Annotated in this window: 13 protein-coding genes and 1 tRNA gene; 12 read left to right on the forward strand and 2 right to left on the reverse strand. The window is 43.1% G+C overall.

Features of this window, described 5'->3' with window-relative positions; translation table 11 throughout:
- Positions 1-22 precede the first annotated feature (22 nt).
- From cysS to BQ7344_RS15620, 5 genes are all read left to right on the forward strand, one after another.
- Positions 23-1,432 (forward strand): cysteine--tRNA ligase, encoded by a 1,410-nt coding sequence (gene cysS, locus BQ7344_RS15600; RefSeq protein WP_072523267.1) that lies wholly within the window; start codon positions 23-25, stop codon positions 1,430-1,432.
- Positions 1,417-1,842 (forward strand): Mini-ribonuclease 3, encoded by a 426-nt coding sequence (locus tag BQ7344_RS15605; protein ID WP_072523268.1) that lies wholly within the window; start codon positions 1,417-1,419, stop codon positions 1,840-1,842. The genes cysS and BQ7344_RS15605 overlap by 16 nt, the downstream gene beginning before the upstream one ends.
- The gene (gene rlmB, locus BQ7344_RS15610; RefSeq protein WP_072523269.1) at positions 1,839-2,582 is read left to right on the forward strand and encodes a 23S rRNA (guanosine(2251)-2'-O)-methyltransferase RlmB; all 744 of its coding nucleotides are present in this window, start codon (positions 1,839-1,841) and stop codon (positions 2,580-2,582) included. Before BQ7344_RS15605 ends, rlmB begins: the two co-directional genes overlap by 4 nt.
- A gap of 13 nt (positions 2,583-2,595) precedes the next feature.
- Positions 2,596-3,204 (forward strand): sigma-70 family RNA polymerase sigma factor, encoded by a 609-nt coding sequence (locus tag BQ7344_RS15615; protein ID WP_072523270.1) that lies wholly within the window; start codon positions 2,596-2,598, stop codon positions 3,202-3,204.
- A gap of 69 nt (positions 3,205-3,273) precedes the next feature.
- Positions 3,274-3,594, forward strand: coding sequence for a hypothetical protein (locus tag BQ7344_RS15620; protein WP_072523271.1), 321 nt, complete (start codon positions 3,274-3,276; stop codon positions 3,592-3,594).
- Positions 3,595-3,695: 101 nt separating this feature from the next.
- Here BQ7344_RS15620 and BQ7344_RS15625 read toward each other — a convergent pair whose 3' ends face one another.
- On the reverse strand, positions 3,696-5,360 hold the full coding sequence (locus BQ7344_RS15625) for a glutamine--tRNA ligase/YqeY domain fusion protein (RefSeq protein WP_072523272.1): 1,665 nt from the start codon (positions 5,358-5,360) through the stop codon (positions 3,696-3,698).
- Positions 5,361-5,409: 49 nt separating this feature from the next.
- Between BQ7344_RS15625 and BQ7344_RS16240 the strand changes: the two genes are divergently transcribed.
- The gene (locus BQ7344_RS16240) at positions 5,410-5,646 is read left to right on the forward strand and encodes a hypothetical protein (RefSeq protein WP_159431383.1); all 237 of its coding nucleotides are present in this window, start codon (positions 5,410-5,412) and stop codon (positions 5,644-5,646) included.
- A 90-nt stretch (positions 5,647-5,736) separates the two neighbouring features.
- Positions 5,737-5,913 carry a hypothetical protein gene (locus tag BQ7344_RS16245; RefSeq protein ID WP_159431384.1) on the forward strand — a complete coding sequence of 59 codons (177 nt, stop codon included), beginning with the start codon at positions 5,737-5,739 and terminating at the stop codon, positions 5,911-5,913.
- 194 nt (positions 5,914-6,107) lie between these two features.
- Here the strand turns inward: BQ7344_RS16245 and BQ7344_RS15630 are convergent.
- Positions 6,108-6,180, reverse strand: a tRNA-Thr gene (locus BQ7344_RS15630).
- 204 nt (positions 6,181-6,384) lie between these two features.
- Here BQ7344_RS15630 and BQ7344_RS15635 point away from each other — a divergent pair.
- The 5 genes from BQ7344_RS15635 to BQ7344_RS16630 all read left to right on the forward strand — a co-directional run bounded on the left by BQ7344_RS15635 (position 6,385) and on the right by BQ7344_RS16630 (position 11,411).
- Positions 6,385-6,975: a Maf family protein gene (locus tag BQ7344_RS15635; RefSeq protein WP_072523273.1), complete on the forward strand. Its 591-nt coding sequence runs from the start codon at positions 6,385-6,387 to the stop codon at positions 6,973-6,975.
- 4 nt (positions 6,976-6,979) lie between these two features.
- Positions 6,980-7,645: an HAD family hydrolase gene (locus tag BQ7344_RS15640; protein WP_072523274.1), complete on the forward strand. Its 666-nt coding sequence runs from the start codon at positions 6,980-6,982 to the stop codon at positions 7,643-7,645.
- Positions 7,638-8,444, forward strand: a complete 807-nt coding sequence (locus tag BQ7344_RS15645) for a Cof-type HAD-IIB family hydrolase (protein ID WP_072523275.1) — start codon at positions 7,638-7,640, stop codon at positions 8,442-8,444. Before BQ7344_RS15640 ends, BQ7344_RS15645 begins: the two co-directional genes overlap by 8 nt.
- Entirely contained in the window at positions 8,444-8,701 is a 258-nt protein-coding gene (locus BQ7344_RS15650) for a glyoxalase (protein WP_072523276.1), read from the forward strand. Before BQ7344_RS15645 ends, BQ7344_RS15650 begins: the two co-directional genes overlap by 1 nt.
- 262 nt (positions 8,702-8,963) lie before the next feature.
- On the forward strand, positions 8,964-11,411 hold the full coding sequence (locus BQ7344_RS16630) for a midas domain-containing protein (RefSeq protein ID WP_235816139.1): 2,448 nt from the start codon (positions 8,964-8,966) through the stop codon (positions 11,409-11,411).
- Positions 11,412-11,443 lie beyond the last annotated feature (32 nt).

An 11,443-nucleotide genomic window follows, 5' to 3' on the forward strand; every position in this document is an offset into this window, starting at 1 on the left:
AATAATATCGGAGGAAAGAGATATGAAGCTTTTTAATACAATGTCACGCAGAAAAGAAGAATTTGTACCACTGGAAGAAGGCAAGGTACGGATGTATGTATGCGGACCGACGGTATACAACCTGATCCACATCGGAAATGCGAGACCGATGATCATTTTTGATACCGTACGCCGTTATCTGGAATACAAAGGATACGAAGTAAACTATGTATCCAACTTTACAGATGTTGATGACAAGATCATCAAAAAGGCAATCGAAGAAGGTGTAAGCTCTGAAGAAATCTCACAGCGCTACATTGCAGAATGCAAGAAAGATATGGCCGGCATGAATGTAAAACCGGCAACAACTCATCCGCTGGCAACACAGGAAATCGACGGAATGATCGATATGATCCAGACACTGATTGACAAGGGATATGCTTATCCGGTTGCTGATGGTACCGTATATTTCCGTGTAAAGAAATTCAAAGAATACGGCAAATTATCACATAAGAATCTGGACGATCTGCAGTCCGGCTTCCGTTCTCTGCAGGTATCTGGTGAAGACCAGAAAGAAGATCCGCTTGATTTCGTACTCTGGAAACCGAAGAAAGAAGGTGAACCATTCTGGAAATCCCCATGGTGCGACGGAAGACCGGGATGGCATATCGAGTGCTCTGTTATGTCCAGGAAATATCTCGGGGAAGAAATTGACATTCACGCAGGCGGAGAGGATCTTGTTTTTCCACATCACGAAAATGAGATCGCACAGAGTGAATGCTGCAATGGAGTTCCTTTTGCAAAATACTGGATGCATAATGCATTCCTGAACATCGACAACCGTAAGATGTCCAAATCTCTTGGAAACTTCCGTACTGTCCGCCAGATCGGTGAGCAGTATGATCTGCAGGTGCTTCGTTTCTTTATGTTGAATGCACACTACAGAAGCCCGCTCAATTTCAGCGCAGATCTGATGGAATCTTCCAAGAACGCGCTGGAGCGAATCACAGATGCGGCAGCAAGACTCCGTGACCGTCAGACAGCAGCTTCTGTACAGGAAGCATCTGAGGATGAAAAGCAGATGATGCAGGAAGAAGCTGGATTTATAACAAAGTTTGAAGAGGCAATGGATGATGATTTCAACACAGCAGATGCACTTGCAGCAGTATTTGAACTTGTCAAATTTGCGAATACAAATGTTCAGGAAGGAAGTTCTGCAGAGTTTGCTGCATATACTCTTGAAGTGATGACAAAACTTTGTGATGTTCTCGGTCTGATCCTTGACAAAAAAGACGATATCCTTGATGAAGAAATCGAGAATCTGATCGCCGAACGTCAGGCAGCCAGAAAGGCAAAAGATTTCGCGAGGGCAGATGAGATCAGAGGATTACTTCTTGATAAAGGAATCGAACTGAAAGATACTCGTGAGGGTGTAAAATGGAAACGAATCTGATGCAGCTGAAAGAGTTGTTTCATCTGGAAGATCAGGATCTGCGGAGCTATTCTCCGCTGACTCTGGCGTATATAGGGGATGGAGTTTATGAACTGGTCATCCGGACAATTCTTGTTAAGAAAGGCAACTGCCCGGTAAATCGTCTCCATAAGAAAGCAAGCAGTCTGGTAAAAGCCGGGGCGCAGTCTGCAATCATGGAAGTGATCGAGGAGAAACTGACACCGGAAGAATTGAGTGTTTACCGGAGAGGACGGAATGCACATTCTCCGACGATGGCAAAACATGCAACAATGGCAGATTATCGTCGGGCGACCGGTTTTGAGGCGCTGATGGGCTATTTATATTTAAAAGAGGATTACACACGGATGCTCACTTTGATCCGTATGGGAATCGGAGAGGACATTTTATGAGTGAACAGATAGAAGGACGCAATGCGGTATTGGAAGCTTTCCGTTCCGGAAAATGCGTGGACAAGCTTTTTATCCTTGACGGATGTCAGGACGGACCGGTGCGTACGATTGCAAGAGAAGCACGCAAGACCGATACAAGCATCAACTACGTGTCAAAAGAACGCCTGGATCAGCTCAGTGAGACAAGAGCACATCAGGGTGTGATTGCGCAGGTTGCAGCGTATGAGTACAGTACAGTGGATGAGATCCTTGCCCGAGCAGAAGAAAAAGGTGAAGCCCCATTTTTGATTCTTCTGGATAATGTAGAGGATCCGCACAATCTTGGTGCAATCATCCGTACTGCGAATCTTGCCGGTGCACATGGCGTTATCATTCCGAAGAGACGTGCAGTAGGTTTGACATCTACTGTAGCAAAAACTTCTGCAGGTGCAATAAATTATACACCGGTTGCGAAGGTAACAAATATTGTAAGAACGATTGAAGAACTGAAAGAAAAAGGCATCTGGTTTGTCTGTGCAGATATGGGTGGAGAAATCATGTATGATCTGGATCTGACAGGACCGATGGGTCTTGTGATCGGAAATGAGGGAGAAGGTGTCAGCCGTCTGGTACGCGAAGCATGTGATTTCACAGCATCCATACCGATGAAGGGAGACATTGATTCGCTGAATGCTTCTGTGGCAGCAGGAGTCCTTGCTTATGAAATTGTAAGACAGAGACTGGTAAAAAGCAGCAAATAAAAGGGGAAACAGAATGAGCCGTTACGATCAGTACAGCGACGAAGAACTGATTTTCAGACTGCGACAGGGAGAGATGGAAATATCTGATTATCTGATGGAAAAATACAAGGAGTTTGTTCGCAAAAAGGCAAGAGCCATGTTTTTAATCGGAGGAGAAACAGACGACTTGATTCAGGAGGGAATGATCGGACTTTTTAAGGCAATCCAGAATTACCAGCCGGATCGGGAGGCGTCTTTTCAGACATTTGCAGGTTTATGTATTGACCGGCAGCTTTACAGTGCGGTACAGAATTCAAACAGGCAGAAACATCTTCCGCTGAATACGTATATTTCGCTTAGCAATGAGGAAGAATCTGAGCATCTGGAAGGCTCGTGGGATTCCCGCACAGAAGACCCGGAATCTATTGTGATCGATCAGGAAAGTACAAGAAATCTGGAATTGAAGATCAGCAAGGCCTTAAGTCCGATGGAAAATAAAGTGCTGGATTATTATATGAAAGGATACGGCTACGTAAAGATTGCGGAGATCATGGGCAAAACACCGAAATCCATCGACAATGCGTTGCAGCGTATCCGAGGTAAGATTCGCAATTTTTCTCTTCCTTTTTTGATACAAAAGTAGTAAAATAACACTAACATTATTCAGAGTATCGGATAGATGGTTTCTGTATATGAAAGGAGATACGAAATTATGGCAAAGATTAATAAATATTGGGGATTTGTAGCAGTCGGAGCAGTTGCTGCCGCAGCAGCAGGAGCAATCGCGGCACTTGCATTCCGCAAAGACCCGCTGGATGATTTCGAGGATTTTGATGAAGATTTCGAGGATGAGACCGAAGAAGAAACATCAAAGTCTGAAGAAAAGAAAGAAACATCAGAAGCTTTTGAAGCATGGGATGAGGCTGAAGATGCTGTAGAAAAGGCTGTAGAAGAAACTGCTGAAACAGCAGATGCCGAGCATGCAGTAGAAGAAGCAATCAAAGAAGAGAAAGAAGAACAGGAAGAAGAATAAAACTGAATCCGGTTCAGTTTAATAATAAGAACTATGAAGATAACAAGAGGCAGGTCGATTGACCTGCCTCTTGTTTGTTACATCATTCATTTCCGAAAGAATTATTTCGGAAGACGGAAAGAACTCTTAAGGGATACAATACGGTTAAATACCGGTGCACCTTCTTTGGAATCATGGATATCTGCACAATAGAATCCGTTTCTTACGAATTGATAGCTGTCGTAGCCTTTGGCTTCCATAAGCGCCGGCTCTACGTAAGCGGTAACGGTTGTAAGGGAGTTCGGATTTACGTTCAGGGATCCATCTTCTTTATTGTATACGCCTTTTTCTTCATCTACGATGTTTTCATAAAGACGTACAGTTGCCTCTTTTGCGTTGGTAGCTTCTACCCAGTGAATTGTACCTTTTACTTTACGTCCGTCCGGAGCGTTACCGCCTTTGGTAGCCGGATCGTAAGTACAGTGTACAACACGTACAGTGCCGTCATCATCTGCTTCATAACCGGTACAGGTAACAAAGTATGCGTTCATCAGACGAACTTCTGTACCGAGGAACAGTCTCTTGTATTTACGCGGCGGGTCGATCATGAAATCGTCGCGTTCGATATAAAGTTCACCACTGAATGGAATCTTACGGGTTCCGAGAGCTTCGTTTTCCATGTTGTTCGGAGCATCCAGATATTCTACCTGTCCTTCTGGATAATTGTCGATCACAAGTTTGACCGGATCCATGACAGCCATCATACGAGGACGTTTTAATTTGAGGTCTTCACGAATGCAGTACTCAAGCATTGCGTAATCTACAGAGCTGTTTGCTTTGGAGACACCACAGAGATCTACAAACATTTTGATGGATTCCGGAGTGAAACCACGTCTACGCAGTGCGGCGATGGAAACAAGACGAGGATCATCCCATCCGTCTACGATGCCGTCTTCGACCAGTTTCTTGATGTAACGTTTGCCTGTTACGACATTTGTAAGGTAAAGCTTTGCAAATTCAATCTGTTTCGGTGGCTGCGGATATTCAAGCTCACGTACTACCCAGTCATACAGTGGACGGTGATCTTCGAATTCAAGTGTACAGATAGAATGTGTTATACCCTCGATTGCATCTTCAATCGGATGCGCGAAGTCGTACATCGGATAAATGCACCATGTATCGCCGGTCCTGTGGTGAGTCATATGAGCCACACGATAGATGACCGGATCACGCATGTTCATATTCGGAGATGCCATGTCTATCTTTGCACGGAGAACTTTTTCTCCATCGGCATATTTGCCTTCTTTCATTTCCTCAAAAAGCTGAAGGTTTTCTTCTACGGAACGGTTACGGTACGGGCTTTCTTTACCAGGCTCTGTCAGAGTACCACGATACTGGCGGATCTCGTCAGCAGTCAGGTCACAGACATAAGCCTTGCCTTTTTTGATCAGCTTGATCGCTGCTTCATACATCTGACCGAAATAATCGGAAGCGAAGAAAAGTCTGTCCTCCCAGTCAGCACCGAGCCATTTGATATCTGCTTTGATAGATTCTACAAATTCACTTTTTTCTTTTGTAGGGTTGGTATCATCAAAACGCATATTAAACTTGCCGTTGTATTCTTTGGCAAGTCCGTAATTTAAAAGAATGGATTTGGCATGTCCGATATGGAGGTATCCATTAGGTTCCGGTGGAAAGCGGGTGTGGACAGTGTCGTAAACGCCATCAGCCAGATCCTTGTCAATGATGTTTTCAATAAAATTTTTAGAAACGGTTTCGTTATCCATCTCTTTCCCTCCTGAATGGTTCTTTAAAGGTTAATCATATCATAAAAATGTGGAATTTAAAAGATTTCCTGAGAAAAATATAGAAAAATATAGAAAAGAAAAAAAGTTAGAACAGATCATAAAATTATTGAAATCAGGTGTATTGCTTTACGGAAACACATATGTTATAATGCCAATAGGCAAAAATGAATTATGTTCCAACTATGGACGACAAAACGAGAACCCCAGTGTTGCAGCACTGGGGTTCTCTATTCCTATTTTGGGTATGGAAGGCTTAAATCCATAGGCTAGTTACCGACTACCGCTTGTCTAACCATTTGTTTAATACAATCTTACAGCAAAAGCATTTTCGAATTTAAAGTCTATAACAAGAGGAATGTTGAAGAGGGCTAAAAAAAGAAAATTAATAGATTGGAGTCCTGAAGAGATGTTACAAGATCTTGATACCTCTGATTCCGTCTTTAAAAAAATCATTAAGGAGCCGGAAGAGGTTGTTTTTACTGAAGATGAATTTCCGGTATATACTGAATATCTGGAAAGGTACTTAGATTAAAAAAAGCTTGGAATATTCTATTTATCATAAAAACAGAAAATCCATTGATCGGAAGAAAGAAATTTTGAGTAATATTCCAGATTTTCAGGCACAGAAAATGCCTAAAATAGGGTGAACACATGTTTTGATTACTATTTTGACTACTATTTGATACCGAAACATCCGAAAACCCTTTAAAATAGGCAAAAAAATAAAGCTGCTGACGGGAATCGAACCCGTGACCTCCGCCTTACCAAGGCGACGCTCTACCGACTGAGCCACAGCAGCATTTACATATTTGAGGGCAATTTACCGCTCACAGTTGATTATAATATCAGAAAAACAATATACTGTCAACAGGTAATTTTAAATTTTATTCCATATATTTGGCGTAAATATGTTCTGATTATGAAAAATGTTTTTCGCAGTTGCACGATTTTGAGGGACAGGGTATACTGTTACCGAAGTAAAACAAAGAAAAGGAAGAACTTTATGAGAAAAATCATACTTGCATCTGCGTCACCGAGGCGGCGTGAACTGCTTGCGGCGGCAGGTGTTATTTTTCAGATATGTGCAGCAGAAGGCGAAGAAAAGATTACAGCAGAAAGACCGGATGAGATCGTCTGTGAATTATCTGCCCAGAAAGCTGAAGAGATCGCTTCGAAGTTTGAACTGGAAGATGGGACAGTGATCATTGGAGCAGATACGATCGTTTCTTATAAGAGTGAAATCTTAGGAAAGCCGTCAGATGAGCAGACTGCATTTGAAACGTTGAAGATACTGCAGGGAAATACCCATCAGGTTTATACCGGTGTGACAGCCCTGGTCAAAAAGTACGGAGAATGGGAGAAACATTCTTTCGCAGAACGCACGGATGTTACTTTTTATCCGGTGACAGATGAAGAAATTCGTACATATATAAAGAGCGGGGAACCAATGGACAAAGCTGGAAGTTACGGGATTCAGGGAAGCTTCGGCATCTATGTAAAGGAAATTCAAGGCGACTACACCAATGTAGTCGGTCTTCCGGTCGGAAGACTTTTTTATGAAATGAAGAAACTGGGAATTGAGTTAAGAGGATAAACAGATGATAAAAGCATGTATTTTTGATCTCGATGGAACGCTTGCAAATACATTAGAATCCATGGCATATGTGGCAAATGAGATTCTGGAAAAAATGGAACTGACACCGCAGCCGGTGCAAAATTTTAAATATTACAGCGGTGAAGGTGCAGATATGCTGATCAGGCGATGCCTGAAAGATGCAGGTGATCCGGAACTGATGCATTATGAGGAATGCCGCAGCCTCTACAGAGAGAAATTTGATGCAGATCCACTCTATAAAGTGGTTCCATATGATGGGATTATGGAGACACTGAAAGAACTGAAAAATCGTGGGATGAAGCTGGCCGTCTGCTCCAACAAGCCACATGTGGCAGCGGTGAAAGTAATTGCGCAGATGTTTGACGGATATTTTGACCTGGTGATCGGACAGAGCAATGTGATACGCCGAAAACCGGCACCGGATGGCCCGTTAAAGGCAGCACAGGAGTTTGGAGTGACACCGTCAGAATGTATGTATGTGGGAGATACCAAAACAGACATGGAAACCGGAAATGCAGCCAAGATGCATACGGTAGGGGTACTATGGGGATTCCGCGACCGCCGGGAACTTGAAAGTAACGGTGCAGAAGTAATTGCAGAAAAACCGCAGGATTTACTGAAGATATGTGAGGAATGGAAAAATGATTAAGTTAGTTGCAAGTGATCTGGATGGAACGTTATTAATGAAAGGTGCGCAGGGCCTTCCAGAGGATATTTTTCCGCTGATCAGACAGTTAAAAGAGTTAGGGATACTTTTTGTAGCTGCAAGTGGACGCCAGTATGCCAACATGAAAAAAATGTTTGCTCCGGTAGCAGATGATATGGCTTTTATCTGTGAAAATGGCGGGCTGGCAGTTTATCATGAAAAGGTAATGTATCAGAATTATTTTGATCAGAATCTGGTCAGAGAAATTGCAGAGTGTATTTATAACAGGGAAGGATCTGAATTTACCTGTTCAACCAAAGATTTCTACTATATAAAACCAAAGACGGAACATTTTCGTGACCTTATGCTTCATGTGGTCGGAAATGTCTGCATGGAAATTCAGAGCTTTAATGAAATAAAAGAGCCATGCATGAAACTTGCTGTGTATGAGCAGGGTGGACTGCAGGAGGACACAATTTACTACTGGAGAGAAAGATTTGGTGACAGGTGTACAGTTGTAACATCAGGGACAGCATGGGTGGATTTTATTCCTTTTACAACAAATAAGGCAAGAGGACTGGCAGAATACCAGAAAATTCTGAATATCAAACCAGAAGAATGCATTACATTCGGGGATGAATACAATGATATTGATATGCTGAAATCAGTTCCGTATGGATTCGCGATGGCACATGCAAAACCAGGTGTAAAAGAAGTGGCAGCATATGAAACGGACAGAGTACAGACAATATTGAGAAAGCTGATCAAAGCAAAAGGAAATATAGAGGAGGTGCTGAAATAATGTATTCAGAAGAAGCAGTAGAAGTTTTTCTCAAAGATCAGAGCAGACTTTATGATGAACCGGTCGCAGAGACACCGGAGGAAGCTCTGGAATTTCTGGAAGACTGTATGGCGGTAGAAGTGGAAAATATCAAAGAAGTCAGAGCGTATCTGGATGAGGCAGGTGCTGATGTCAGTGGAATGACTGATGAGGAGCTGGAAGAAGCGTGTGAGGTATTTACATTGCCATCCGGTGGATATCTGATTGTAGAAGCCTGAGATTTGAAAATCTGAAAACAAAAGAAATATTGTGGAAATATCCCTGTCCGGTAATGAATGGATGGGGATATTTTATGTCCGTAAAATAAAAAAACGGTCATCCGGGAAATATTAACAGAGTGTAAAACATAAATTACATCCGTAAAAAATGCTGTGGTATAATTCTTTACAGAAGAAGGGCAGAATGCCCCACATAAAGATAAAATAATATAAGACGTAATTTCAGATCGCTTATAAAAAGAGACTAAAAGGAGGGTGTGTTATGCGGAAAGAGAGAGTTCTTGCAGTTATTATGTCAGTGCTTATGGCATTATCTATGCTTCCCATAACCGTATTTGCGGCAGAGACGACCGCTTTGAACGGAAAACTGAATATTCAGGGAATCGCAGCAGAAGGAAAGACTCTGAGTGCCGATTTTAAAGAAGTTAATACTGAGGGAATGACAGAGGATGATGTCACTTATCTCTGGTCCAGAAAGACGTTTGATGACGAGGCAGCGGAAAATGCAGGGGAAACTCCTGAATTGAAAGAGCTGGGCAAAGAGAAGACTTATACAGTAACACAGGAAGATATCGGTTCCAAGATCGTGCTGACAATTACCGGCAAAGAAGAAAACGGTTATAGCGGCACACTGACAGTAACTTCTGATGAAGTGGTTGATGCTGAGAGCGGAGCTGCACTTGAAGCTGCAGCAGAGACACAGAAAGAGGATGCTTCCGAAGAAACAGGAGAAGATCAGACAACTGATGAGGAGAGTACCGACGATCAGCAGGACAATGCAGATAGTACCGAGGATATAGACGCTGCGGGCACAGAAACGGTAGATGAGATACCACCGGCGACTTCTGATGATCAGCAGACAGAGGGACAGGTGACAGAAGAACAGCCGGAGCAGACTGGTGAGATCCAGGAAGTGCCGACAGAGGATACGTTGGTAAAGGATGACCAGATGGAAGACAATCAGCTGACGCAGGCGGATGATTCTGCTGAGGGAGAAGATAAGGCCGGTACTGAAACGGTAGATGGAATTCCGCCGGCAACTTCCGATGATACCTATCCGACAGAGGATGGAAATAACGGAACGACAGAAGATCCATCGAACGAGAATCCATCAAATGAAGAACCGTCAAATGAAGAGCCGTCAAACAAAGATTCATCAAACGAAGAACCGTCAGGAGGAACACAGTCAGAGCAGAATCCGGATCCTGCAACCGCAAATCAAATATCTGTTGAAGGAGAAACTCAGCCGCAGTTCTCTTTTGTACAGGATTATACGGCGGATGATGCTACAGCAGCGCAGAAGAAAGTAACATTTAAAAATAATAGTGATACAGCAGTGTCTCTTTCTGTTACTGCATCAGGTGATGAGAATCAGGCAGCAACGGCGGTTTGGGCTGAGCAGACAGACGCGCAGACGAACACAGTTACAGTGGATCCGGGTGCATTAGCAACACTTACGATTACACCGGTAACCGGACTTGGCGCAAATGCAAATCCATATCAGCAGACATTTACGGTCAATAATGTCAATGATCCGGCAGCGATGATAGCTACAATCACTGCTACTGTGACGGTACAGGATATTTCACATGACCTTACCCCGAATCCGAATGAGCCTCTGGACTTTGCAACTGCAAAGAAGGGTTATTCTGCAGTTGATGCGAAGACGATCACTTATATAAATAACGGAAATGTACCAGAGACAGTAATTATGCCGGTGAGTCAGAGTGGAAATTATGAGATCACTACAGAAGATTCTCTGAAACTGGCGCCGAATGGAGAAGGCAGAATCACATTTTCCGTACGTCCTAAGGCAGGTCTGGCAGTCGGCAGCTATACAGAAACGATTAAAGTAGCAACAGAAAGCGGATTTGAAGCAACAACTCCGATTTCTGTAGCGTTTCAGGTGATTAAAGATACCGCGACCATTACGAAGATTCAGCAGCCAGCGGCTGTCAGTGGACTTCCGAACGGAACCGAGAAAAGTGCTTCTTCATTGAATCTTCCATCCGCAGTTGTGATTGAAACAACAGCAGGCAATATGAAAGCGGCTGTTTCCTGGAATGTGAAAGGGTCTTCCTACAGACAGTCAGCAACAGAGGAACAGAACTTCACCGTATCAGGAACGATTACTCTTCCGGACGGTGTAGACAATGACAATAATCTGAATCTGGCGATATCTATAGATGTCAATGTAAAGGCATATAGTCCGAAAATCGCATCTGCCGAAAATAATATAATCACCGGAATTGATTACAATGGTGTATATACGACGCAGTCAAAGATTTCCTTTACGGCAGTAGGTGCCGGAATGGATAATACATCTCCGCGTAATGGAGACACACGTTATGAACCGAAGTCATGGACTGTACTCAATAATACTCTGGGATGGGATGCGGCACCGTATACAGCATCTTTTGGTCTGGCAAAGAGTGGAGACTACACATTAAAAGTTAATTTTGAACAGCAGAAGTACGATGGTAATTCCTGGCAGCCGACTAATACAACAGATACACGTCAGGTATCATTTTCTGTTACGAAAGCTAATGTAACAGCTCCGGGCGCTGATCTGACACCGGCAATCAGCAGGACAGGCGCCGTGAAGACAGGAGATAGTACGCAGATTCTTCCGTTTATATGTATTCTGATTATTGCAGCCGGAGCAATAGGCGGAGTTGTGTTTTACAAAAAGAAAAATAAAAACAAATAAATAAAAAAGTTTTTGTTAGCACTCATTTTAAA

The sequence above is a fragment of the Blautia sp. Marseille-P3087 genome (assembly GCF_900120195.1).
Lineage (GTDB): Bacteria > Bacillota > Clostridia > Lachnospirales > Lachnospiraceae > Blautia_A.

Bases quoted from the DNA above. Each gene is read 5' to 3' on its own strand.
- cysS (WP_072523267.1), top strand. From the start codon at position 23: ATGAAGCTTTTTAATACAATGTCACGCAGAAAAGAAGAATTTGTACCA.
- BQ7344_RS15605 (WP_072523268.1), top strand. From the start codon at position 1,417: ATGGAAACGAATCTGATGCAGCTGAAAGAGTTGTTTCATCTGGAAGAT.
- rlmB (WP_072523269.1), top strand. From the start codon at position 1,839: ATGAGTGAACAGATAGAAGGACGCAATGCGGTATTGGAAGCTTTCCGT.
- BQ7344_RS15615 (WP_072523270.1), top strand. From the start codon at position 2,596: ATGAGCCGTTACGATCAGTACAGCGACGAAGAACTGATTTTCAGACTG.
- BQ7344_RS15620 (WP_072523271.1), top strand. From the start codon at position 3,274: ATGGCAAAGATTAATAAATATTGGGGATTTGTAGCAGTCGGAGCAGTT.
- BQ7344_RS15625 (WP_072523272.1), bottom strand. From the start codon at position 5,360: ATGGATAACGAAACCGTTTCTAAAAATTTTATTGAAAACATCATTGAC.
- BQ7344_RS16245 (WP_159431384.1), top strand. From the start codon at position 5,737: ATGTTGAAGAGGGCTAAAAAAAGAAAATTAATAGATTGGAGTCCTGAA.
- BQ7344_RS15635 (WP_072523273.1), top strand. From the start codon at position 6,385: ATGAGAAAAATCATACTTGCATCTGCGTCACCGAGGCGGCGTGAACTG.
- BQ7344_RS15640 (WP_072523274.1), top strand. From the start codon at position 6,980: ATGATAAAAGCATGTATTTTTGATCTCGATGGAACGCTTGCAAATACA.
- BQ7344_RS15645 (WP_072523275.1), top strand. From the start codon at position 7,638: ATGATTAAGTTAGTTGCAAGTGATCTGGATGGAACGTTATTAATGAAA.
- BQ7344_RS15650 (WP_072523276.1), top strand. From the start codon at position 8,444: ATGTATTCAGAAGAAGCAGTAGAAGTTTTTCTCAAAGATCAGAGCAGA.
- BQ7344_RS16630 (WP_235816139.1), top strand. From the start codon at position 8,964: ATGCGGAAAGAGAGAGTTCTTGCAGTTATTATGTCAGTGCTTATGGCA.